General features: G+C 46.3%; 34 protein-coding genes. 4 read left to right on the top strand and 30 right to left on the bottom strand.

What is annotated here, in order from left to right:
* Positions 1-537: 537 nt before the first annotated feature.
* From EO95_RS08810 to EO95_RS08800, 3 genes are all read right to left on the bottom strand, one after another.
* Complete coding sequence (locus tag EO95_RS08810; RefSeq protein WP_048133924.1) at positions 538-888, bottom strand: nascent polypeptide-associated complex protein; 351 nt, start codon at positions 886-888, stop codon at positions 538-540.
* A gap of 87 nt (positions 889-975) precedes the next feature.
* Entirely contained in the window at positions 976-1296 is a 321-nt protein-coding gene (locus tag EO95_RS08805; protein ID WP_048133923.1) for an iron-sulfur cluster assembly accessory protein, read from the bottom strand.
* A gap of 302 nt (positions 1297-1598) precedes the next feature.
* Positions 1599-2744 carry a hypothetical protein gene (locus tag EO95_RS08800; protein WP_048133920.1) on the bottom strand — a complete coding sequence of 382 codons (1146 nt, stop codon included), beginning with the start codon at positions 2742-2744 and terminating at the stop codon, positions 1599-1601.
* A gap of 160 nt (positions 2745-2904) precedes the next feature.
* Between EO95_RS08800 and EO95_RS08795 the strand changes: the two genes are divergently transcribed.
* Positions 2905-4884, top strand: a complete 1980-nt coding sequence (locus tag EO95_RS08795) for an amylo-alpha-1,6-glucosidase (protein ID WP_048133919.1) — start codon at positions 2905-2907, stop codon at positions 4882-4884.
* Positions 4885-5010: 126 nt separating this feature from the next.
* Here the strand turns inward: EO95_RS08795 and EO95_RS08790 are convergent, their stop codons facing one another.
* Entirely contained in the window at positions 5011-6924 is a 1914-nt protein-coding gene (locus EO95_RS08790; RefSeq protein ID WP_162197355.1) for a S8 family serine peptidase, read from the bottom strand.
* 257 nt (positions 6925-7181) lie between these two features.
* Between EO95_RS08790 and hisI the strand changes: the two genes are divergently transcribed.
* Positions 7182-7544 (top strand): phosphoribosyl-AMP cyclohydrolase, encoded by a 363-nt coding sequence (gene hisI, locus EO95_RS08785; protein WP_048133917.1) that lies wholly within the window; start codon positions 7182-7184, stop codon positions 7542-7544.
* Positions 7545-7988: 444 nt separating this feature from the next.
* The gene (locus tag EO95_RS08780) at positions 7989-8534 is read left to right on the top strand and encodes a carbonate dehydratase (protein WP_048133915.1); all 546 of its coding nucleotides are present in this window, start codon (positions 7989-7991) and stop codon (positions 8532-8534) included.
* A gap of 94 nt (positions 8535-8628) precedes the next feature.
* Here EO95_RS08780 and EO95_RS08775 read toward each other — a convergent pair whose 3' ends face one another.
* The 26 genes from EO95_RS08775 to rpl3p all read right to left on the bottom strand — a co-directional run bounded on the left by EO95_RS08775 (position 8629) and on the right by rpl3p (position 23058).
* Positions 8629-8907, bottom strand: coding sequence for a winged helix-turn-helix domain-containing protein (locus tag EO95_RS08775; RefSeq protein ID WP_048133914.1), 279 nt, complete (start codon positions 8905-8907; stop codon positions 8629-8631).
* A 296-nt stretch (positions 8908-9203) separates the two neighbouring features.
* Positions 9204-9851, bottom strand: coding sequence for an adenylate kinase (locus EO95_RS08770; RefSeq protein WP_048133912.1), 648 nt, complete (start codon positions 9849-9851; stop codon positions 9204-9206).
* 93 nt (positions 9852-9944) lie between these two features.
* The gene (gene secY, locus EO95_RS08765; protein WP_048133910.1) at positions 9945-11420 is read right to left on the bottom strand and encodes a preprotein translocase subunit SecY; all 1476 of its coding nucleotides are present in this window, start codon (positions 11418-11420) and stop codon (positions 9945-9947) included.
* Between the two features lie 142 nt (positions 11421-11562).
* The gene (locus EO95_RS08760) at positions 11563-11985 is read right to left on the bottom strand and encodes an uL15m family ribosomal protein (protein ID WP_048133909.1); all 423 of its coding nucleotides are present in this window, start codon (positions 11983-11985) and stop codon (positions 11563-11565) included.
* Between the two features lie 10 nt (positions 11986-11995).
* Positions 11996-12457, bottom strand: coding sequence for a 50S ribosomal protein L30 (locus EO95_RS08755; RefSeq protein ID WP_048133908.1), 462 nt, complete (start codon positions 12455-12457; stop codon positions 11996-11998).
* A 1-nt stretch (position 12458) separates the two neighbouring features.
* Entirely contained in the window at positions 12459-13088 is a 630-nt protein-coding gene (locus EO95_RS08750) for a 30S ribosomal protein S5 (protein ID WP_048133907.1), read from the bottom strand.
* A gap of 9 nt (positions 13089-13097) precedes the next feature.
* Positions 13098-13622, bottom strand: coding sequence for a 50S ribosomal protein L18 (locus tag EO95_RS08745; RefSeq protein WP_048133905.1), 525 nt, complete (start codon positions 13620-13622; stop codon positions 13098-13100).
* Between the two features lie 16 nt (positions 13623-13638).
* Positions 13639-14094, bottom strand: coding sequence for a 50S ribosomal protein L19e (locus EO95_RS08740; protein ID WP_048133903.1), 456 nt, complete (start codon positions 14092-14094; stop codon positions 13639-13641).
* A gap of 1 nt (position 14095) precedes the next feature.
* Complete coding sequence (locus EO95_RS08735) at positions 14096-14536, bottom strand: 50S ribosomal protein L32e (protein WP_048133936.1); 441 nt, start codon at positions 14534-14536, stop codon at positions 14096-14098.
* Positions 14537-14546: 10 nt separating this feature from the next.
* Positions 14547-15077: a 50S ribosomal protein L6 gene (locus EO95_RS08730; protein ID WP_048133902.1), complete on the bottom strand. Its 531-nt coding sequence runs from the start codon at positions 15075-15077 to the stop codon at positions 14547-14549.
* A gap of 14 nt (positions 15078-15091) precedes the next feature.
* Entirely contained in the window at positions 15092-15484 is a 393-nt protein-coding gene (locus EO95_RS08725) for a 30S ribosomal protein S8 (RefSeq protein WP_048133901.1), read from the bottom strand.
* 10 nt (positions 15485-15494) lie between these two features.
* Complete coding sequence (locus EO95_RS08720; protein ID WP_048127632.1) at positions 15495-15647, bottom strand: 30S ribosomal protein S14; 153 nt, start codon at positions 15645-15647, stop codon at positions 15495-15497.
* Positions 15648-16145: a 50S ribosomal protein L5 gene (locus EO95_RS08715; RefSeq protein WP_048133900.1), complete on the bottom strand. Its 498-nt coding sequence runs from the start codon at positions 16143-16145 to the stop codon at positions 15648-15650.
* A gap of 4 nt (positions 16146-16149) precedes the next feature.
* Positions 16150-16857 carry a 30S ribosomal protein S4e gene (locus tag EO95_RS08710; protein WP_048133898.1) on the bottom strand — a complete coding sequence of 236 codons (708 nt, stop codon included), beginning with the start codon at positions 16855-16857 and terminating at the stop codon, positions 16150-16152.
* A gap of 13 nt (positions 16858-16870) precedes the next feature.
* Positions 16871-17221, bottom strand: a complete 351-nt coding sequence (rplX, locus tag EO95_RS08705; RefSeq protein ID WP_048133930.1) for a 50S ribosomal protein L24 — start codon at positions 17219-17221, stop codon at positions 16871-16873.
* Between the two features lie 10 nt (positions 17222-17231).
* A complete protein-coding gene (rpl14p, locus tag EO95_RS08700; RefSeq protein ID WP_048133897.1) occupies positions 17232-17630 on the bottom strand; it encodes a 50S ribosomal protein L14 in 399 nt (132 codons plus the stop codon).
* Positions 17627-17956, bottom strand: a complete 330-nt coding sequence (locus EO95_RS08695; RefSeq protein WP_048133896.1) for a 30S ribosomal protein S17 — start codon at positions 17954-17956, stop codon at positions 17627-17629. Before EO95_RS08695 ends, rpl14p begins: the two co-directional genes overlap by 4 nt.
* 4 nt (positions 17957-17960) lie before the next feature.
* Positions 17961-18293: a ribonuclease P protein component 1 gene (rnp1, locus tag EO95_RS08690; RefSeq protein ID WP_048133892.1), complete on the bottom strand. Its 333-nt coding sequence runs from the start codon at positions 18291-18293 to the stop codon at positions 17961-17963.
* Positions 18283-18486, bottom strand: a complete 204-nt coding sequence (gene rpmC, locus EO95_RS08685; protein WP_048133890.1) for a 50S ribosomal protein L29 — start codon at positions 18484-18486, stop codon at positions 18283-18285. Before rpmC ends, rnp1 begins: the two co-directional genes overlap by 11 nt.
* On the bottom strand, positions 18486-19412 hold the full coding sequence (locus tag EO95_RS08680; protein ID WP_048133888.1) for a 30S ribosomal protein S3: 927 nt from the start codon (positions 19410-19412) through the stop codon (positions 18486-18488). The genes rpmC and EO95_RS08680 overlap by 1 nt, the downstream gene beginning before the upstream one ends.
* Positions 19413-19868 carry a 50S ribosomal protein L22 gene (locus EO95_RS08675; RefSeq protein WP_048133886.1) on the bottom strand — a complete coding sequence of 152 codons (456 nt, stop codon included), beginning with the start codon at positions 19866-19868 and terminating at the stop codon, positions 19413-19415.
* Between the two features lie 10 nt (positions 19869-19878).
* Positions 19879-20289, bottom strand: coding sequence for a 30S ribosomal protein S19 (locus tag EO95_RS08670; RefSeq protein ID WP_048133884.1), 411 nt, complete (start codon positions 20287-20289; stop codon positions 19879-19881).
* 15 nt (positions 20290-20304) lie between these two features.
* On the bottom strand, positions 20305-21021 hold the full coding sequence (locus EO95_RS08665) for a 50S ribosomal protein L2 (protein ID WP_048133882.1): 717 nt from the start codon (positions 21019-21021) through the stop codon (positions 20305-20307).
* Between the two features lie 10 nt (positions 21022-21031).
* A complete protein-coding gene (locus tag EO95_RS08660) occupies positions 21032-21280 on the bottom strand; it encodes a 50S ribosomal protein L23 (protein WP_048133881.1) in 249 nt (82 codons plus the stop codon).
* Complete coding sequence (gene rpl4p / locus EO95_RS08655) at positions 21277-22038, bottom strand: 50S ribosomal protein L4 (protein WP_048133879.1); 762 nt, start codon at positions 22036-22038, stop codon at positions 21277-21279. Before rpl4p ends, EO95_RS08660 begins: the two co-directional genes overlap by 4 nt.
* Positions 22039-22044: 6 nt before the next feature.
* Positions 22045-23058, bottom strand: a complete 1014-nt coding sequence (rpl3p, locus tag EO95_RS08650; RefSeq protein ID WP_048133877.1) for a 50S ribosomal protein L3 — start codon at positions 23056-23058, stop codon at positions 22045-22047.
* A gap of 57 nt (positions 23059-23115) precedes the next feature.
* On the opposite strand from rpl3p, the gene EO95_RS08645 reads away from it, so the two are divergent.
* The gene (locus EO95_RS08645) at positions 23116-23298 is read left to right on the top strand and encodes a hypothetical protein (RefSeq protein ID WP_048133875.1); all 183 of its coding nucleotides are present in this window, start codon (positions 23116-23118) and stop codon (positions 23296-23298) included.
* The last annotated feature ends 21 nt before the right edge of the window (positions 23299-23319 follow it).

Below are 23319 nucleotides of genomic sequence, written 5' to 3'. Positions count from 1 at the left end.
TGAAGCTGCTATTCTTCTTGATCTTGTTACTTTGTCTCTCTTCTGGACTATTTTGTCTGTTTCCTGGTTCTTTTACACGGCCTTTCACTATCTTTTGATATGTTTATTCTTTTGAAACCGTTTTCTAAGTTTTATTATTCTGACCTTTTTTCATCCCGTTGTTTTCATCTGTTATTTTTATTACTTGATTTTTATGTTCCGACTCTCTTTTAGCTATGCTTCTCTAAAAGCGGGTTCGAATCATTTGAATTGCTGGATTTCTATTCCGGCACTCTGTCTAAGTTCCGAAGGGTGCACGCTACTTCAACATAAATCCAGGGCTTATTGTAGAAGGATTCTTATAACCTAAAAATAGACTGAAGTGTTCAGCGTAGATTAAGATATAATAGAGTGAACTGGATAAGGCGTCCAGAAAAATACTCGGAAAAATCTTGAAATTAATGCTCAGGAGAACAGCTAAAATAAAATGTTCAGGCAGAACGCTCCATACTTTTATTTTTAAAAAGATAACAGGATTAGTAAAATGAAGAAAAGGGATCAGGCAGAAAGTGCCACAATGGCTTCTGCCAGATCTCCGTTTGAGTTCTTCAGGGCTTTCCTGGCATCTTCTTCGGAGACGCCGGTCTGCTCCATTACGAGTTTGATGTCTTCGGCAGGGATTTCCAGAGATTTTGGGACTTCCTTTGCATCACCTACAATCTGATATGTTTCCGAACCCTGGACTGTCATTATAGTGACATTTGCGTTCTCAATAATTATATTAGAGTTCGCAGTCTTTATAATAACCTCTTCAATGTCCTTAAGCTCCTTAACATCAATCCCCATCTGCTTCATCATCTGTTTCATTTTAGCCGGGTTCGTCCCTCGGCCTCCCATTCCTGGAAACATAAATTCCCTTCTCCTTTGTTTTCATTTTTTATTTGCTTCTTCAGGTTCGGGTATTTTTTCATGTCCCTGTGAGGTTTTTGCTTTTATTTAATGGCATCCACCACAGGTACCGCATCCGCCACCGGCACCGAGGTTGCGGATAAGGAAGCCTTTTCCGTTTTCATCTTCAACGTAATCAATGCTGCCTTCAGTGAAGCTGCTCTCGATGTCTTTTGCCATTACCAGCTTAATTCCGTTGCTTTCCATCGTCACATCGTCTTCCTTCACTTCATCATCAAGGGCAAGTCCGTACTGGACTCCACTGCAGGCTACTCCAGCAACAAAGACCCTGAGTGCAAGGTCAGATTTTCCTTCCTGTTCCAACAGTGTTTTCAGTTCTGCAGCAGCTTTTTCTGTTACTTCAATCATTTATATATACCTCTTTTTATTTTTGATAATTTTAAAATACTGAAGACCTTTATTTTCTATAAAATGTCATCCGTTACAGCTTATAGATAACTCATCAGCGTTATATAATCTTGCATCTAATACATATAACGCTTATGCGAGATGGCATCTCTTTTATCTGAAAAATTTTTATCAAATAAGTCTTCGAAGGGCAGATTCCTTCTCCTGGAAATCCGTTTTTCTCCCAAGACCTACATATATTTCATGTCTTATATATTTTCCTTCTAATAATTTCTCTTCCACTTTTTTTTTCCAGGTCTCTCTTAAAGGAATTCTGCATCTTCATCTATAGGTTCTTCAAGCACGCTGGCATTATAAGCATTGATCTCAAGAGAATTCCGTTTACCCTTCACTTCCCATACAGGAATATATACCAGATCCATGTCAAGTTCTATTTCATCGGCTTTTGGGCTGATGCTCTTCTGTTCATATATAATTGCCTGCCCTTCCAGATTGTTAAAGCGCATCTCACGTGTATTTTCCTGTATTATCAAATCAAGAAGGACTTTCTCTGCCTGTTTTTTATCTACATTAGGCCGCTTTACCTCATACTGCACTGCCGGAATCCTGGTCGGATTCCCAAGACCTTCTATATCAATATTTTCTTTTGACTTGTTCAGAGCATTAAGATAGCCATCCCCTTCTCCTGTAATGCTCATCACTTTTGATCTGAACCGTTTTTCTGCCTCAACACTATAGGAATACTTCCAGAAAGGTACGAATTTCAAAATTGCGTCTTTAGGGCTGCTGATATAGGGTTTTGCAATGATAATTGCCTGATCTTTAGATATCCTGGGTTCTACAGATTGTATGTTCAGCATATCATACGGTTCAATTCTGGAAACTTCGCTATTTTCCAGTCTCTCTAAAGGTTTTCTCTCCTCAACTGGCTTTGGAAGGGTTCTGGATTCAAAATAGATTTTTTCTGTTTCTCTTGACATGTCTTGAAGTGGTACAAGTCTCCCATCGGAGTAAAACTCCTGTCTGAAGTCTTCCTCTCCCCAGTTTTCTCTGGTGAGTTCAGGGATAGCTTCTACCTGGTTCTGAGATTCCTTTAAAGGTATTTCAGATTCCGTCTGATAAGCACTCGATTTTCTTTCCATATTTGCCAGAACTGCCCTTCCGATCTGGAGAGCCAGTTCGTCTCTGTCCCATATGTATATTCCGAGTTCAGCTGCATATTCATTCAATTTTCCCGACATTTTCTGGGTCATCACATAGATTCCGGTACAAGCTTCTATCTTTTCGGAAAAATATTTTATCTCCTCGTAGTCTGGCTTCAGGGCGCACATGACATAAGCTTGATGCCCATTTTTCTCTACACGGATATCAGACTGACTGGATATTATTACATTGTATCCGGATGATTTGAAGATATCAACAAGGATTTCTAAAAGGTCTTGATTCATAATTCTCACTTTCTTATGTCCTGTACAACTAAAATAGTTTATGTTTACAATTGAAATATAATTATCTTAAAACTTATTATACTGTATACTTCTTTCTATGTTTAAACCCCTCCTTCCAAACATACAACTATATAATTAATCAAATCCTAATCATGTATGTATGAGTGGGATCAGGCTTGGAGCAGATTCATTTTCTACTTATGAAGAAGGTATAAAAAAAGAATGGATTATAGGGAACGGGCTTGGAGGATATGCTTCATCAACAGTAATTGGAGCAGATACAAGGACTTATCACGGACTACTTGTAGCAGCTCCGGAGAATTCCCCTGGCAGGGTTTTGTTACTTTCTTCTCTTGATGAGGAAATTTCTATCAATGAAGAAGTCTATCGACTTGCAACCCATAAATATCCGGGCACTGTTTCCCCTACGGGTTTTAATTACCTTTCCAAATTCATTCTTGCTCCCTTTCCCCTCTGGGTTTACCAGCCCGACGTTTTTACCGTGAAGAAAAAGGTCTTCATGGTTCATAATAATAATACGACCTGTATTGTTTATGATGTCAGATCCAGAAAAGAGGGAGCTTTGCTAAGAATTTTCCCTATGGTAAACTCAAGAGATTTCCATTCCACTACTCGCTCCGGAAACCTTTCCTTTTATCAGGAAGCCGATTCTACAGGATTAAAACTGGAAAGTTCGAATGGTTTTTCTTTCTCGCTTTTGTCCAATCTCCAGTACCATCGTAATCCGATGTGGTACTACAATTTTGAGTATGATACTGAAAAGGATCGCGGACTTGCCTTCCAGGAAGACAACTTTAACCCCGGTTATTTCGAAAGCAAACTCAAAGTGGGAACTTCCCGTTTTTTTATTGTTGCTTCAACCGAAGATATTTCTTCTCTTACTCTTGAGCAAGTTGAGGAACTCTATACAAGGGAGGTCTATCGGCAGAATCTTTTTGCTTTTAATTCAAGGCTTACCGAACCTTTCGCCCTTAAGCTTCTAAGGGCAACTGATTCTTTTATTGTGAAGAATTCCTCTACAGGCAAGAAGTCGGTAATTGCTGGATATCACTGGTTTGCTGACTGGGGACGGGACACCATGATTTCTCTGCCGGGCCTTCTTTTAGTTCCCCATCGATTTGATGAAGCCCGGTCCACTCTCAAAAACTTTGCAAAGCACTGCCGGAGAGGATTGGTCCCTAACACTTTCCCGGCTCTCGGAGGAGAGCCAGTCTATAATACCGTGGATGCTTCTCTCTGGTTTATTCATGCCCTTGGCCGATATTTCGCATACACAAAAGATTTACTGTTTCTCTCTGATGTTTGGGATACTGTAGAAAGTATCATAGATAATTACCGTAATGGCACAGACTTTGGAATCGGTATGGACTCTGATTATCTTATTCGGCAGGGTCCTCAACTGACCTGGATGGATGCTAAAATAGGGGATAATCCAGTGACTCCAAGGGCAGGTAAAGCCTGTGAGATCAATGCCCTCTGGTATAATGCTCTGAAAACTGCTTCCAGACTCGGAGGTCTCCTTGGCAAAGAAACTTCTTCATATGAAACTCTTGCAGCCGGGGTGGCATCTAACTTTGAAGACGTTTTCTGGAATCCGGAGACTAACTGCCTCTATGATGTCGTGACTGAGGATGAGGCGGGAAATCATATTAAAGATCCGTCGATCCGCCCTAACCAGATTTTTGCAGTAGCGCTCCCTTACACAATGCTTTCTTCTGAGAAAGAAAAGGCTATTGTGGACAGGGTGGAAAAGGATCTGCTCACGCCTTTCGGGCTCAGGACACTTTCAATGGATAATCCCTCTTATAGGGGACGCTATCAGGGAGGGCCTCAAATAAGGGACATGGCCTACCACAACGGAACCGTCTGGCCCTGGCTTCTTGGGTCCTATGTCAAAGCCTACAGGAAAGTACACAACTACTCAAAAGAGAGCCTTGAAGCTATGCGTTCCCTCCTCAAAGGTTTTGATATGCATCTTGAAACGGCAGGTGTCGGCACTATTTCCGAGGTATTTGATGGGGATTTCCCTTACTCTCCCGGGGGCTGCATTGCCCAGGCCTGGAGCGTTGCAGAGATTTTAAGGGCGTATGTTGAGGACGTTCTTGGGATCAAACCGTGAGAACAGAACTTTTGAATTTTTGGCTTTTCAAAGGTTTTTTAAAAAAGGAAATATTTTGTCCCTTTAAGGGACATGAATTTAACTTACTTTCTTTTAATTTACTTTTTTCAGGTTCATTTTCTGAATTTAAGGATATGTTCCTTCTCCGGATGTGGCATCTCCGTCCCATGGGATCGTATGACTTACGCCGTTCACTTCGAAAGTGAATTTCAAGCTTGTTCCTTCTATGGACTTGACTTCATCTGAGTATACTATTACAGTTCCGGTCGAATCTGTTACAGCAGAATCCAGATCGCTACTTGCACCGCTCCAATGTCCTGAGACCGTGGCTCCTTCAACAGGGCTATTGCCACTGTCCTGAATGGTTACGACTGCTTTAGCAGAAACAAAATTGTTTTTCCCGGCCATTCTGGAACTGGTTTCCACACTCACATCAGAAACATGGATTTTGTTTTCTGAAGAGGCTTCAGTAACTTCCACGGTAGCCGTGTCAGTTCCCACAGCATTTTCATTGTCCATTACCGTGAGGGTAACTGTATAGGTTTCAGCAGTGGAGTACGTGTGTTCCCAAATCGCACCTGTACCCCTGTTTCCGTCTCCGAAGTCCCATTCATATGATTCAATGCTCCCTTCAGAATCAGATGAAGCTGAACCATCAAATTTTACTGCAGTTCCTGCGATTCCAGTATACGGGCCTCCTGCTTCAGCTACTGGTGGGTTGTTTCCAGTCGGCTGGCCTTGAATGGAGTCAAGGGCAGCTTTTGCGTTCACGAGCCCATGTCCGTAATACATGTCCCAGTCCGAAGTGACCGGGTTTGTTGCTGTATTTTGTATTGCATTCCTTACATCATCGGGTGTAGCGCTGGCTTTTGCGGATATTAATAGAGCGGCGACACCTGATACATGCGGGGTTGCCATTGATGTGCCTGTGTAGAAAGAGTACCCCATGTTTGTGGGTCTAAGGCTGAATGTATTCTGAAGGATTCCATCGATGAATCCGTCTCCGTCACGGTCAATTCCATCACCACCAGGAGCCACAACGTCAAGAGCGTCTCCGTAATTTGAATAATCTGACCTTAATCCTCCAGAGTTGGTGGCACCAACTGCAATACACCTGGGATAAGCCGCAGGATAACTTACTGTGCCTGCTCCATCATTTCCTGATGCAGCGATGATGGTAACCCCTTTTTGATATGCATATTCGAGTGCATCATCAAGGCCCTTTCCCGGGTAATATCCAGGAGGGAATCCGAGGCTCATGCTTATAATATCCGCTCCATTATTGGTAGCGAAATAAATGCCATCTATCATATCGTCTAACTGACCACTACCTTTTTTGTTGAGCACTTTAACGGGCATTATGGAGCAGTCATAAGCCACGCCTGCGACCCCTATGTAGTTATTGGTACTCTGGGCTATGGTTCCGGTGACATGGGTCCCATGCCCATTATCGTCGTTTGGATGGGCATCGTTATTGACAAAGTCGTAACCTGAAACAAAATCTGTGTTTGCAAGGTCCGGAGCTACAATATAAGAGCCGTACTTTTCGTATGCTACGCCGGTATCAAGTACTGCAACGATTACTCCTTCTCCTGTGGAAATGTCCCATGCAGGCTCGAGGTTTATGCCACCGACTCCGTTCTTGAAATTCCACTGGTACTTATATAATGGGTCATTCGGCCCCATAAATGCGTAAGTGATGGCATTGGGTGTGGCGTATTCAACGTTGGGGTTTTTTCTGTAGATCTCTACCATTTCTTCAACGGTTTTTGTCTTTGGGATTTTCAATATCTTGAATCCCGCGTAAGGGCTGGTGTAAGTTGCCTGCGTCCCGTGTCCGACATTGATGTTTTTTATCTTTTCTTCGGAGACGCCGGGATTGAACTTCACAAGGATTTCTCCGGGTACATATTTCTGGTCCCCCGGCACGTCGATAGTTAGCTTCTCATAAATATCGTAAGGTTTGCTGTCCACTGTATCCAGTGCAGAGACTGGAATAATTGACCCTATAAGTAATCCGTATAGTACCAATAGGGGCACAATTTTACTCCTAAGTCTGAAACTCATCTTCTCATCCACGGGTTTTATATATAGTTGCTATGAATCCGTTTTTGTTAAAAATTAAGTGCCAAACTTTGTTTCTTCCATAAACTTTTAAGCAGAATACAATATATATCTTCGCAAATTTTATTACTTGTTTTACATAATTGGAGTATTATCATTCTTTTTCAGAGTTGGGTATTTATTCTCAGGATGGTAGACCTCCCTTTTTATACTAGTTTGGCAATCTATCCCCCATGATTGACTTTGATACCCTGAAATATGAAAACGGCCTGATCCTTGCCGTAGTTCAGGACCAGGTTAGCAGGGAGGTTCTGATGTGCGCCTATATGAACCGGGAAGCCCTTGAAAAGACTGTAGAGACAGGAATCGCTCATTTCTGGAGCCGTAGCCGGAAGCAACTCTGGAAAAAAGGGGAAACTTCGGGAAATTTGCAAAAAGTGAAGGAGATCCGGATCGATTGTGACATGGATTCCATTCTCCTGTTCGTTGAACAGATCGGAGGAGCCTGTCACATGGGGTACAGGTCATGTTTCTACCGAAATCTCGAAGGAGAGGTTGTAGGAGAAAAGGTCTTTGAGCCTGAGGACGTTTACTGAGCCTCCCTTATATTGCTTCCCTTATATTGCTTCAGCTATGTTTACTGAACTGTAATATTCTATTTTTTTTCCAATTTTTTACATTGGTCGTCCCTTGTTATGTTGTTGATGTTTTGAAACACCTATTGTCTTCCTTGAAACCCTGTTATTAGAGGTCTTAATTCTGAAATACAGTTAGCTGTTATTTCTTTTTGAACTCCCAAGGACACGTTAACTTTCCTTTTTTCTCACATTTCTCGCTAGAGGAACTACGTTTTCCATGAGTTATTTCATGGAAAAAATATTGGAGTATATTTTCAGGGGTTGTTGAATAAAAACATAGTTTTAAATAACTTATCATAATTTATCATAAAAAAGCTTTGAAGCCTGAAAACAGAGAGCCTGATTCGGGATAGAAATTCCAAACGGGATTCCGTGCGCATCCCCACATCAAAGAGGTAAAAAATGCATCTGCCAAACCCCCATAAACAGCACCCAAGAGTCAGTAAAAAGGCCTGGATATCCGAAACTGCAGTAATAATCGGAAACGTAAGTATTGCAGATGATGTATTCGTCGGGCCCAATGCAGTCCTCAGGGCAGACGAGCGCGGATCATCCATAACCGTTCACAGCGGCTGCAATGTACAGGACAATGTCGTGGTCCATTCCCTCTCACATTCCGAAGTGCAGATCGGCAAAAATACTTCCCTTGCTCATGGCTGCATTGTACACGGGCCCTGCCTGATTGGAGACAGCTGCTTCATAGGGTTCGGGGCAGTGGTTTTTGACTGCAATATTGGGAAAGATACGCTTATCCTCCACAAGGCCATTGTTCGTGGAGTAGAAATTTCCTCAGGCAGGATGGTACCCGATGGGGCCGTGGTCACCAGCCAGGACTGTGCTGATGTTCTTGAGGATATCACAAAAGACCTGACCGAGTTCAAAAGATCGGTTGTCAGGGCCAATATTGACCTTGTGGAAGGTTATCTAAGACTTAGAGAAGAGAGCTGAAGGAAAAATACTGTAAAAGGTAAAAATTATACCATCCGGAATTATCCCTTAGGAAGAAAAAGAAGTGGTTCAGATAGAATGTATCTGACCAAAATTAAAGGTATTTTCCCTCCAGCTTTTCCAGAATCTTTTTTCCTTTATCCGTAAGCATGTATTTTTTCCAGGTCGTTTTCTCAGGAGTCAGGCACTCGATTAAATCCCTTTCCTCAAGTTCTTTTAAAGCGCGACTGATATTTTGTGTAGACCTGCTTGCTTCATGGGCGATATCCGAAGCCCTCACTGCATTATGCCTTTTCATGGACTCCATAAGTATCAGGCGGCGGTCAACGCTGATAACCCACTTTATCAGTTCGTCTATAGAGTTTTCAGTCATGTAAGTCAGATTCTCCAGCAAAAGCTTCCTACTGAGATAAGCAGTCGCATAATATTTAAAATTTAATCACTCTGTCACGCAATCTAGACAAGTTCTTTTCTATAATTTTAAAGCTTTTCTGCAAGCTCCCTGTTTTTCACTGCCATTAGCTGGACAGCTGGAATTGCGGTATTATCCCCTTCTTCCGATCTCCATGCAGGCGAGTGTAACAAAAAAGACGTAAGATGACAAATATCTGTTGCACAGAAATCCATAAAATAATAAAAAAGTAAATACAAAAAAAAGAAAGGAGGAGTTCAGGCAAACTTTGCAAGAATTGCCTTAATATCCTCAAAGACCACATTTATATCCTTTGTACCATTAAGGGTGACAAGGATAACTTTTTCTTTATAGTAGTTGATAAGTGGCTGGGTCTGCTTTTTGTAGACATCCAGACGGTTCTGGACGGCTTCTGCAGTATCATCGACGCGCTGGAAGATCTCGCTGCCGCAGCTGTCACATATGTTGTCTTTCTTTGGCGGGTTGGAGGTTACGTGGTAGCTTGCTCCACATTTGCACATCAAACGCCCGCTTATTCTTTCTACAAGCACTTCGTCAGGTACCTCAAGGTTGAGGACGACATCGATGGGCTTGTCAATTTCATCAAGGATTGCTTCCAGGGCATCAGCCTGGGGGACAGTCCTCGGGTATCCGTCAAGAATGAAACCTTTTTTGCAGTCTGCTTCTGTCAGGCGGTTTTTAATTATACCAATAAGCACCTGATCAGGGACAAGTTCTCCCTTGTCCATATATGCTTTGGCTGCAAGGCCCAGTTCCGTTCCTTCTCTAACATTTGCCCGCAGTATATCCCCTGTGGAAATCTGCGGAATTCCATAGAAATCAACCAGTTTTTTGGCCTGGGTACCTTTGCCGGCACCCGGGGGGCCGAAGAGTATTATGTTCATTCGAAGATCCCCTTTTTGTGTCCTTTTATTTGATTGTTTTCCTTTCTGACCGATCTTTTTCAGTTATCTCTGCAGTTAGAGGTTTACCCGCCCTTACTGCTCCCCGAAGAAGGAACGAATCATCGGGTGCATCTCCATCATCTGCTCGGAAGCGATATCCTCGTACAGACGGTACACAATGCTTACTGTAAGCAGCAGTCCGGTACCTCCGGCACTTCCGAGAGTACCGAGTAGACTTGCAACCAGGGTGAGAACCCCAATGAAAGCTCCTCCTATCACGGTAACCTTTGGAATATAGCGCTGCATAACCTTTTCAATACTGCCGATGTTCCGCCTGAAACCAGGGATCTGCATTCCGGAATTGAATATCTTCTGGGCTGTGGGCTTTGCACCCATGCCTGTGGTTTCTATCCAGAAGAGGGCAAATATAATCCCGCCTCCGATCAACATTATGGCATCCATAAAGACGTGAAGGGCAATCTGCCAGGTAGCTGGAGCAGCTACCCCATAGGCTGCAAAGGATTCCCGCACAAGGGACGGTATCCAGTCATATGGGCTGTGTATGGGAGCCAGGTAATACATGATTCCGTTCAGTGGCTTTGAGCCGCTGAATTCTCCGAGGAAGGTAATCCCTCTGCCGGAAAGGATGATCCCGACCATCTGAACGTTAGCCTGAAGTGCCCTGACAAGGATCATGGGCAGGACTGATGCGTATATGAGTTTGACAGGGAAGCGTCCCCTTGCCCCTCTAACCGCACTGTGGGCGAGAGGGATCTCAATTCTCGTACTCTCTACATATACAACAAGCAAGAAGATGAGAACCGTGCTCACGAGAGCGAGGATTCCTCCTCTGACCAGCAGGAACATCAGACCTTCACCGGAGAAGAGATAGTCTGCCCCGGTGTTCTGGGCAATGTAGATCCATTTGGGAATGAGTCCGACAGGAAGCCCTTCCTCAAGTTGCCAGTTAAAGATACCTGTAACGATCTGCTGGGAGATTCCTGCAACGATGAAAAGCCCAACTCCTGACCCGATACCCCACTTGGAAATCACTTCATCCATGAAGAGGATCAGCATGCCTCCGATAAAGATCTGGACAAGGAGCAGTAAAGTGATCACTCCCAGGCCTACACCAAGAGTAGAAGCAAGCCCCGGATCCGGCTGGATGTATCCGCCAAGAAGCTGTGGTAGAGCTTCCAGAAGGATCATGACAAAGACAAGGAACTTCTGGGCTCCCTGAAAGAATGCCTGATCTTTGGGGTTAGAAAGGTCCATTTTTATAATGTCTGCCCCAACAAGAAGCTGCAGAATAATAGAAGCCGTGACAATTGGCCCGATACCGAGAAGGACTAAAGATCCAGAAGCCCCGGCAAAGAAGGCACGGTAAGATTCAAAAAGGTCAACAGAATCCTGAGACATTCCGAAGAGCGGCACATTTGCAAGAGCAAAGTACAGCACCAGAACTCCCAGAGTCCACCAGAGTTTATCCTTAAAGTGGACGTGTTTTTCCGGACTTGCTACTGCGGGTAACTTGTTAAAAAACGGTTCTAATGTATCCCTGAGAGTCATCGATTACACCATTCAAAATATACATTTATTTAGACTATAATAAATATTAGATTATGTTTTACCGTAAGATAAAAGGTATATAGCACATCTAATATAAAAAGTTACTAAAAGAATGAAATAAGTAGGGTCGGGATGACACTACTTATTCGGCATCGATGCAACTTCCACCAGCGTTTTCTATTTTTTCGCGGGCAGAGGCTGAAAATTCCTCTGAAGTGACCACAAGGTTCTTCATGACACGTCCGCTTCCAAGTACCTTCTCGATTCCGAGATTTTCAAGGTTAATGTGGTATGCGCCGTCCTTAACTTCCGCAAGCCCTTCTTCAACAAGATAGGGGGCAAGTTCGTCGAGCTCTCCAACATTTACTATGGAAACGTCCTTTGATATTCCATCAGGGCGCTTGAATCCGTGCTTACCGTAGCTGTACCCACGCATCATAGCTCTTACGAAGTGGTGTTTACAGCCACCGGCTTTCCCACGGCCTCCGCGGTTTCCGGCTCCACGCCTGTTTTTATGGGTCCCGCCTCCGCAGGTCCTGGACCCTCTGAACTTCTTAGTATCCATTTAAACCACCTTATCTCATCTTGTGCAGAAGCACGTTGATATTTTCATCGTGGTTTCCGAGTACGCCACCCTGCTGTACTGTCCTCTTAATCCCAGCATGTCCTTTTCTGGCCGGGTGAAGCCTGAAAACAGGCTTCAGTTTTGGGACATCCTTAAGGGAGGCTTTCCCCTCGACAACGGCTTCTGCAAAGGCCTGTATGGAATCATAGTCCGTGTTTTCACGGATGTATTCTTCTGTGAGGCGGGTGTCGCCTTCAAGCCTTCCGCGGTTTTCAAGGACTTCTGCAAGGATTTTTGCATCAATCTTTCCGTATGCAACGTAGTCCTTCACTTTCTGGACCATACCATTGTAATGAGGGTTTTCCGGCACAAACACACAGTGGTTAATTTTGTGCAGGCGGAGCATCTTCATGGTATCCTCAATGGTATAGCGTACGTTGACAGGACCTCTCATTCTCACAACTGCATACATCTTAGACTTCCTCCTTACCGTAGTACACAGGCAGCCTTACAATGTTGACCTGGTTGAGGGCATCGTAGGTAGCCTTTGCGAAGTTGAGGGTTGTCCTGGTAGTTCCGAAGGTCTTGGTCCATACGTCTTTAATACCGGCTTTCTCGAGCACTTTGGTTGCAGTGTTTCCTGCGGCAATCCCGAGTCCTCTTGGAGCGGGGATGAGGGTCACACTTACACTGCCTGCCTTTCCTGTAACCTCGTAAGGTACGGTGTGCGGCAGCCCACAGGCACATTCCCAGGAACCGCAGCCTCTGCGGATATAGGTAATGTTAAGCTTTGCAGCGTCGATTGCCTTGCGGATTGCAGGTCCGACCTGTACGTCCTTTGCCTGTCCAAGCCCTACATAGCCGTTTCTGTTTCCTACGATTACGGTTGCTCTGAACTTTACACGGCGTCCGGAGTCAGTCATCCTCTGGACCATGTTGATGTCGAGCACCTCGTCTTCCAGGTCAGGAAGCAGCATATCAATTATCTGGGGTTCCCTGATAGGCAGGCCTGACTTGATCGCCTCGTCCATGGAAGCAACCTGTCCTTCAACGACTAATTTTCCAAGCCTGGTTTTCGGAACCCATTCTTGATCGAATGCCATTTAATCACCTTAACTAAACTCAGCAAAGATTTTCTCTTTGGTTGCTTCAAACTGCTCTGGCAGGTCTGAGCTCTCTTCTCTGTATTCGGCTATGTGCTCTCCGCGGATCCTCTCGTCCGATGGGAACACTTCCGGGCTGCAGGGGATTTCAAAACCAGCGTCTACCATCCCTTTGAGGGCGGCATAGACTCTGGAACCTGCAGAGGAAGCCTGGAGGCCTATGTCCAGAATTCCACCTTCATAGCCCTTCTGCAAACTCTTCAGCCCAAATAAGAGCCCTGTAAGGTATGCAGCCGTTGTGTTTCCGGTAGCTCCTGTGTAACCGTACTTTGCGAGTTCACTTGAAACGGCTGAGGAATAAGTTATGTCCCCGTCTGCTGTTGGAGCTATTAACTGGATCTGAACGTTTCTTGCACTCTTTCTTACAACCACACGGTCCTGCTTTGAGATTAATAATTTAAGGCGGAGGTGGTAGTTGGTGCGTCCTTCTCTTCTTCTTCTAAAAGGAACCTTATATCTTGGTCCTGTTGCCATCTTCAGCTCCTCCTGATTATTCTTTCTTTAATAGTTTTTCGGACTCAAGGTGGGAGTTAAGGTGAGAAACGCTTCTGTATTCTCCGCCTTTTGCCTTTCTGTAGAGTCTACAATACACTGACTTGTCAAGTGCTCCGTCTGTACGCAGCTCCTTGAGTCTGTTTCTAAGAGCCCGGATCTTTTTTATCCACAGCTCTTTACTTGGGGTACGGGCTCCTTTCTTACCCTTTCTGGACCCATGTCCCTTGCAGTGCCCATACTTACGTTTGACATCACGGGCTCTGGCTCTGCCTCTGCTGACTCCTTTTACAGGCTTTGCCTTAATGGTGCCTTTCTCAATGAGTCCGCGGATATCTTCTCTTGTGATTGCGGAGGCGATTTCTTCGGATGCTTCGGGGTTAAGCCATACCCTGTCAAGCCCGCATTCAAGAACTTTGGAAGCCAGCTTCCTCTGGTTGAACAGGTCTGACATTTTATTCACTCCTTCCAGGGTTCAGTACTTTAATCCCCAATTCTTCAGCTTTTGCGAGAATAATGGCTTTCTTTTGTGCGCCTATTGTCCTTGCTATCCTGATAGCCTCGAAAGACGGATCAATAAGCTCAAGCTCCGCAATGCTGGAAATAAGAACATCAGAATAACCCGAGGGGTGCAGACCTTTGACTGCAGCAGGGCTTCCGTATCCTACCTGAGCATGAGCACCTTTTGAGACATACTTTCTGCGCTGTTTGCCCTGCAAACCTCTCGGACGCCTCCAGTTGCTGTCAAGCCTTTTGAACTTGTGGCTGCAGGTTCTCTTGAACTGGGGCTTCTTCCCCTTCTGAACCTTTCTCACATTGAATAAGCGCTTGGATTCAGGATCCATATCAAGGGCGGAAACTGAAGTACTTTCAACTTCATTGAATTCTTCTGCCATCATAACCACCTCAGGGCTTCTGCACTATGTAGATTCCATCCTGGAAGATCCTTGGATCGAATCTCTTAATCTTGGTTTTCTGTTCTATGTTTGCGGCAGTCTGCCCGACATCTTCCTTGTTGATTCCGGTAACTATGACCTCGCTCCCGCTTACCTTAACCTTTGTCTCGCCAAGTATCTTAGCAACTCTTGGTTTCTTTTCTCCAAGGAAGTTCCCGATTACGAAGGTTTTACCTTCAACTTTTACCTGCATCGGGAAGTGAGCGTACACAATGGTCATCTTACACTCAAAGCCTTCATTCACGCCTGTGATCAGGTTTTTGATGTGAGAGGTAAAAGTACCTACCATGGCTTTCTGCTCTTTCCTGGAGGATTCTGCATCCACCAGTACTTCTTCTTCCCTGACTTCTATCCTGATTCCGGGGTACCAGAACTTTCTTTCGACAGTTCCCTTCGGACCCCTGGCAGTGAAGACATCCCGAGAGAGAGAGACGGAAACTCCTTCAGGAATCTCTATTTTTCTTGCAATTTCCTTAACCATTTCCTGTTCCCTCCTCAGTACACATAAGCAAGAAGCTGCCCACCGATCTTCTTGTCACGGGCCTCGTACTGAGACATGACCCCGCTTGAAGTGGTTACTATAAGGGCACCAAAGTTCTTTGCTGGCAGGAACTGCTTTTCCCAGCGTTCAAAGCTGGCAGTTCCGACGGAGTAACGCGGCTTTATTGCACCGCACTTGTTGATTCTTCCCACAAGGGCAACGCTATAGATTCCGGCTTTTCCATCGTCGATAAACTCGAAATCTCCAATGTAGCCGAGATCCTGCATAACCTTCAGGACGTTACCAATGTTTTTTGAAGCAGGCCTGATAATACAGGAGCTCTTCCCAATGACTTCTGCATTCTTGATGGTGGAAAGGGCGTTTGCAAGAGGATCAAGTAATACCATTTAAATCACCTTACGAATACTTCTCAAAGCCCATCTCGTGGGCAATCTCTCTGAAACAGTGCCTGCAGAGGTAAATGTCGTATTTGCGGACGAGCCCCTGTTTTCTTCCACACCGTTTGCATTCGTTTACTCCTCTTCCGGACTTGTTTATTGTATCTGTCATTTACATGACCTCCACGCCATAACTTTCGTTAAGGAAGGTGATCGCATCGTCCACCGTGACCCTGTGGCCAGTCGGGATCTTCCGGAGTGCAATTCTCCTCTTGCAGATCCTTTCTCCCGGGCGCTTGAGTACAACAGTTACATCCATTCCGAAAACCCCTATGTTAGGGTCGTATCTCATACCCGGAAAGTCAGTATGTTCTTCAATTCCGAAAGAGACGTTTCCGAGGGAATCAAACTGGGACCTGCTCAGGGTCTTCTCGATGATTCCGAGAGAGGTCTCAAGGAACTTCTGGGCTGTCTGGCCTCTAAGGGTTACCTTGCAGCCGATGGGTTCGCCTTTTTTGATTGCGAAAGCAGGAAGAGTCCTTTTGGCAAAGCACCTTACGACTCCCTGCCCTGTGATGGTCCGGAGGATTTCTTCGGCATTTACCAGGTGCTGGCCACTTTCTCCAACACCCATGTGGACAATTACCTTTTCGACGACCGGTGTGCGCATAGGATTACTCACTCAGCTCACCGCCAAGCCGGATTTCAGGTTTGTCCTTGCCAATAACGATTACGTAGTCTTCGATTGTTTCAAAATCGGTTTCTCCGGAAATCATTACTGTGTTGTGCCTGGAACTCTTAACTTCCCGGATCTCCATAATCTTTCCGGTTTCTCCTGAGTGCTGGCCACCTACAACCATTGCAAGGTTTCCTACCTCAAACTTCAGGTGTTTTACTACCTGTTTGTCAGGAATGGAAAGAATCAGGGAGTCCTTTGTCCCGTATTCATTGGAGCCAATGATGTTGGTTCCGTCATTGAGATTAAGCTGTACTTTTCCTCCCTTGACGGTTGCCTTGTTGTTGATCCTGCAAAGCTTGTTTACGTTAGTTTCGTTGAGCTTGTGGAGGGTCAGACGTCCCTTTTCATCCTGGAGCATCCTGTATGCTTCATTTACGAGAGGGAGTGTAATTACATCAAAGAGACCTACCGGGAACCTGAGGTCTTTCCGGGGAATTCCATCTACAAGGACTTTTCCTTCGGAGAGAACCCTTTTACCTTCTCTGCTGTTGTCAACAAGTTTGAGGATGTCACGGATGATGATCCCGAGCGGAAGACTGCGTGCCTGGCTGTGAGGCCCTGGGCGGGTAGTGGAGATCCACTTATTGCCTTTCTTCCCGACCTTCCAGCTCTTTGGAACTGATAATCTTTTCTGGTGTGTCACAAAATCACCTGCCTCACTTCTTAATGCTTGACGCTCTGCGCCCGTCCTTCATTTCCAGTTTTGTGATCATGACGTTTGAGGGATTTACGGGCCTTGGGACTTCGGTACCGTCCACTTTTGTGGAAATAACTCCGTCCACTGTGATTGTGCCGTCCATAAGGGATACGGACTGGACTTTTCCTTCAGTGCCCTTGAAGTCTCCGCGCATGACCTTTACTGTGTCACCAGTGATGACTGCAGCACTTCTTGTGCCGTACTGTTTGGTAAGTTCCTCACTGAGTCTTGCACCCATGTATTTCTGCCTGATATGGAGAGGTGCGGTGTATCTTGCCTTTCTCTGTTTTCTTGGCTGTTTGGATACCATTGCAATCACCTCAGACAATAATGGATGCTGTAGTCCCGATCTTAGGGAACCTCTCAGCTACTTCCCTTGCCACTGGACCTTTTATGTCCGTGCCTTTGGGAATTCCGTCTTCGTCCGTGATTACCATGGCGTTGTCCTCAAAGGACACGTGTAGCCCGTCAGGACGGCGGAATTCCTGCTTCTGGCGAACCACCACTGCGAGGAGAACCTGTTTCCTCATCTCGGGTGTGCCTTTCTTTACAGAGACGACGCACATGTCTCCAATTCCTGCGCAGGGCATTCTGTTTTTGACTCCTCTGTACTTCTTGACAGAGATAATCTCAACAACCTTGGCTCCGGTGTTGTCCACACACGGAATCTTGGCGCCTGCGTTCAGAGCCCTTGGGATGCTTGAGCGTATGCCTTTCATTTGGGCACCTCCGCTTTGACCACCACATAGGACTTGGTCTTGCTGATACGCCTGCATTCTGCGATCGTGACGATATCGCCAACTTTTGCGGAAATGCAAGGCGGGTTGTGTGCGTGAACCTTCGAGCGTCTCTTCTCGTATCTCTGGTATTTCGGCACCATTTTCATGTATTGCCTTTCAATGACTACCGTATTGTCCATCTTGCTGCTGACCACGGTACCCACAAGGATCTGACCTCTTACAGGAAGTGTTCCGTGGAAGGGACAGTATAAGTCTTCACATTCTTCTGATGGCGCCGGTATATTCAATCCAATGTCTCTTGCCATGAGTTTAGCCCCATTTACGTAACTTTTTGATGTTCTTGATCCGATTTTCGGGCTGTGAGAGCAGCAGGTTTCCCTGAATATTTACGAATGTATCGGATCTGCGGCCTTTTTCGGAGAGCTCGGCAGGGATCCGGAAGATAAATTCCGAATCCGCCTTGGGAATCTTCAGTTCCCGGGACTGGGAGTTTTCTACAACAAGCATATTTTTCGTCTCGTTGATGACTCTGCCCCGGATTCCTGTCAATGATGGATTAGTGGAGTAAATCACCTTAATCTCGAGCCCTATCAATTCGTGATAGATAAGGGTCGAAGGCAGGATTTCCACTTTAGATATCATTTAGCTCGTGCTGAATTGTCTTTATACGGGCAATCGTTCTCCTGATCTCTCCGATTCTACCCGGATTGTCAGGAGCTCCGCCCGCAGAGGTAAGAGCTCTTTCCCGGATAAGTTCGTTGCTCAGGTTTTCGAGTTCGTCAGCCCGTTCTTCGATTGTCATAGTCCGGATTTCGTTGGTCCTGAGGATTGCCATTATTCCTTAGCCTCCTTGTGGACCCTTGCCATGGGGTGCCAGTAGTCATAGCTCTCATGCTTGTGCTGCCAGACCCCATTGACCTGTCTTCGGACTTCTTCTGAGCCTTCAACATAGATAAGTTCAGCTTCTTCAAAGTCTTCGGATACCTCAGGCTGGGTTTCTTCCTCAGCTTCTTCAGGTTCTGCGACTTCGACTACCTCTACTGCTTTCTCAGGTGCTGCTGCAGGAGCTTTAGGTTTTGCCGCGATTTCCTTTTTAGGGGCTTCAGCGGGTTTCTCAACCGGTTTCTCTACAGGCTTTTCAGCGGCGGGCTCAGCGACAATCTCGCTTGCTTCCCTAACCCTGAAGGAGTCAGGCAGGACAATGTCAGGTTGAATGATCCTGACTTTGCAGCCAAGGGTTCCGAGCTTTTTAACTGCTACTGCAAACCCTTCGTCTACTACTTCTTGTACAGGGTGTCCGGAATGCTTTACGTGCCCGTTAACGAATTTTTCGACTCTTGACCTTGCTCCGGTAAGCTTTCCGGAGATTACGACTTCACAGCCAAGGGCACCTGCGCTCATGACTGCTCTGAGGGTGTTGTGTCCAGCTTTCCTGAAGTACCAGCCTCTCTCAATGGAAGATGCAAGCCTGGATGCCATCATCTGGGCATTAAGTTCAGGTCTCTTGACTTCCTGAGCGTCAATCTGCGGGTTTTCGAGGTTGTATTTGGTTGCAACGTCACGGGTAAGTTTTCTGATGACCTTCCCGGCTTTCCCGATTACCATTCCCGGCTTTTCGGAGTAAATAATAATCTGGGTGCCCATGGGGGTCCTGTTGAGCTCCATGCCGCCGTATCCAGCCCTGTTCAGCTGTTCTGCAAAATACTCGTCCATGGAGGCTTTAACATACCCGTCATTTACGAACTTTCTCTCTATTGCCATTTAGCGCACCTCGGAGAGGATCATCTCGATGTTTACAGTTTCCGTGTCTTTGGGCGTTGCTCTTCCTCTTGCCCTTGGCATGAACCCATGAATTACTCTTCCGCGCTGAATAGCAGCATGGACGATGTACATGTTTGCAGGTTCAAGGCCCTTGTACTCGGCGTTGCTCTCCGCATTTTTGAGAACCTTTAAGATCTCTTTTGAAGCGCTGATAGGGTATCTCCCTCCAGCCATGGGACCTTTCCTGTGACCGGCCCCTTCGGAGTGTCTCTTGAAGGGTACTGCTTGCTTCAGGGCAATTACGTCCTCAAGGAACTTCCTTGCTTCAGCGGCTTTCATGCCCTTAATCTTGCTACAAACCTCACGGGACTTCTTCGGGGAAATATGAAGTTCAGAACCCATTGATTTAGAGGTAGTTTCAGGGTCTCCATTGATTGAATAGTTTATTCTTGCCATTCCCTTCACCTCATTTCAGCGGAACGAACTTGCTTGAACGGGTTGCTCCCACACCGGCACTGCCGTGGTTAACTTTTGGTCTTGTGGGTGCGAATTCTCCGAAGCGGTGCCCGATCATTTCAGGCTGAAGTTCCACACCTACAAACTGTTTCCCGTTGTGGATTTCGATAGCTGTTCCAATCATTTCTGGAAGGATGATCATGTCCCTGTGATGGGTTCTGACGTTCTTTCCTTCCTTGAAATCGTGCAGGACTTTTTTCTGCCCGTCTGTGAACCCGCGTTTGATGCTCCTGCGCTCTCTGGAAGGCAGAAGTTCTGCAAACTCTTCAAGACTCAGTTCCTGAAGTTCTGAGACGGTTTTCCCGCGGTAGGTGAATTCACCCTTTCTCTTCGGTAACCTTGATGATGATTTTTTTACCATAACGAATACCCCTCATCAGCGCTTCATTCCGGTCCTTCTTGCTGCAATCAGTCCTACCTTTCTTCCTGGTGGGGCGTTTCTGCTAACAGTTGTGGGCTTTCCAGGGTGCTTCCAGGCACCTCCACCGAACGGGTGGTCACGTGGGTTCATAGCAACACCTGAAACCCTTGGGTACTTTGCAGCCCTGGTTTTCATCTTGTGGTACTTTTTCCCGGCTTTGAGCCAGGGCCTGTCCACTCTGCCACCGCCGGCAACAATCCCGACTACTGCCCTGCATTTGGGGTTAAGCCACTTTATGTTACCGGAGGGCATAGCCACTGCAGTCCTGGTTGGTTCGTGAGTCACAACGGTTGCATATACTCCGGAGGAACGGACAAATTTGCCGCCGTCGTTTGGCTTTGATTCGATGTTGCAGATGAAGAAACCTTCAGGCACATTTCCGATAGGTACAATGTTCCCTGGCTTAACCTCGGCATCGTCTCCGCACTCGATGATGTTCCCTACTGCAATGCCTTCGGAAGCAAGAAGGAAAAGTTCCTCTCCGTTTTCAAAGGCAACTTTTGCGATAGGGGCTGAACGGGCAGGGTCGTGCTCGATGTTTATGATTTCTCCCATGATGGAGGTGTTTTCATCCACACGCGGGTGCCTCAGGTCTGCCTTATACTTGTGAGAAGGAGCTCTGTAGGTCGGAGTACCTCTACCCCTATTCTGTGATATGATTCTTTTACCCATGGATCACACCTCACATAAGTCCTATCCGGGTTGCAATCTCATGTGCCGATTCAGGCTCTTCAAATGCAAGGATGGCTTTCTTTGTACCCTTCATTGTGGTCATGGTCCGCACGGATTTTACTTTGAATCCGTACAGCTTCTCAACATCTTCCACGATCTGCTTTTTGTTTGATCTGGTATCAACGATAAACTGAAGCTTGTTTTCATCAAGCAGCATCATCGCTTTTTCAGTAACAAAAGGATAATTGATGGAACTCATTGGAATGCGCCCTCCAGTTTTCCAATTGCAGATTCTGTCCAGACAGTAAGGCGACCTGCGTGTGTACCCGGTGCGAGTACTTCAGTATTCAGTGAGTCTACCGTTACGACGTCTACTCCGGAAAGGTTTCTTGCAGCTTTCTGGATAGGAGAGTTTTCTCCTGCGACAATCAGGACGCTCTTTTTATGCTTGTATTTCCTGCCTCTGAGTTTTCCACGGCCGGCTCTGATGTGCCTTCCGTATTTTGCCCTGAGGACATCCTCATACAGACCAGCAGCTTCAAGGAATTCTATTACCTGCTTTGTCCTTTCGAGGTTTTCAAGAGCATTTTCCGCAACAATCGGAAGTTCAGCTTCAAAGATGTGACCCCTCAGGCTTACAAGGGTAGGGTCAATGGTTGCTGCGATTGCAGAGCGGATTGCATAGCGGCGCTCTTTTGTGTTAACCTTCTCGCTTCTGTCAGTTTCCGGTTTTGGTGGGTGAGCTCTTCTTCCGCCCTTTGCGTGCGGGACTCTTGCAGCCCTGCTGCTGTTTACGAGCCTGGGAATCTGGGATACACCCCTTCCGGAGCCCCAGCCTCTTGCGGAAGTCTCCATGCCTGCGTAGAGGCGGGGACCATAGGGCTGAAGCCTGTTTGCCTGTGCTGCGAGTACTGCCTTTTTAATCAGGTCAGGGCGGTAGTCTGCATCAAACACTGATGGAAGTTCGATTTCCCCGATTACCTTTCCTGTAAGGTCTATGGTTTTTGCTGTAGCCATCTTAGATTACCCCTGCTTGGATTCCCTGCTTATGTACAGGATGTTGGGTTCGCCAAGGTCGGCTTTCTTTGCCCTGATCGGGTCTCTGAGCCTTATAAGCCTCTTGGAAGGTCCTGGAACACTGCCTTTAATCAGCACATAGTCTCCGCGGATAAGGCCATAGTTAATGAACCCGCCTTCAGGAGTGACTTCTGTTCCGTCGGCTCCGATCTTGAGGATGCGCTTGTTAAACTCAGTCCTCTGGTGGTATCCTGTCTGACCCATCTGGGGAACTCTCCAGGAAACGCGAGCCGGGTGGAAGGGACCAAGGGTACCGACCTGCCTGAGGCTTCCCTGACGGGAGTGCTTTCCCTTCTGCAGCTGAATACCCCAGCGCTTTACAGGGCCCTGAGTACCTTTACCTATGGTAATTGCGGCGGTGTCAACAAGTGTTCCGTTCTTGAAAACGTCTGTAAAGCTCACAAGGGTACCGAGGATTGACTTTGCGTATTCGAATTTGGTGTTGAGGTCTCTTGCATTGATCCCGGTTTCCATGATATCTGGAACCTTTTTTGGGACACCGGTAAGGCTCTTTGGAAGGGTGTAGGTGACTGATTTGATGTCGCTTACTCTGCCTTCTTCGATCAGTTTCCCGATAGTCTCAAGGGCTTCAGCCTGGTTCTCTGCTGCCGGAATGGGGATCCTGCGTTTGAGTTCAGGATCAAGGTCTGCTGCCCATACCTCGGCAATTGCCTTTTCCCCGGTGCTGTCTTCTGTGTAAGCCCGGATAGCTGCGACCCTGATTGCAGGAGTTTCGAGTACAGTCACCGGTACGGAGATTTCCATACCCTGGGTAAGGCTGTTCTTTATATCATCAACCATGATCACGTGGGTCATACCCACCTTATAACCTGCAAAACTCTGCAGCTTTGGTTCGCCCGTGGCTTCCGGCCAGGCTCTGAACCGTGGAATGTGGCTCTTAGCCCTCTTGCGCGGACTGAATGCAAGGGAACCTCGTTTTGGTCGGTGTATGCTTGCCATATTTCTACTCCGTAAACTTCAATTGAAATACCAGCCCCTCCGGTCGAAACAACACAAGTGACAAAAGAGAAGTGCACTGGATTCCCCGAACGCTACCAGGTGGGGGAGGGATGTCGTTCAGACCTGCCGGCGGAAAGCCTCGAGCAGACCGGAGCTCTGTGCTCCTGGTACCCTACATTCCTTCAGGCATCTGCAGATATTCGGTTCCCTTTTGTTCCTGCCTCAGCAGGAAACATCTGATTTAAGAACCGACCTTACGAT

The organism is Methanosarcina sp. 1.H.T.1A.1 (genome assembly GCF_000979295.1).
Taxonomy (GTDB): domain Archaea; phylum Halobacteriota; class Methanosarcinia; order Methanosarcinales; family Methanosarcinaceae; genus Methanosarcina.
This window is presented reverse-complemented; position numbering and strand designations above follow the sequence as displayed.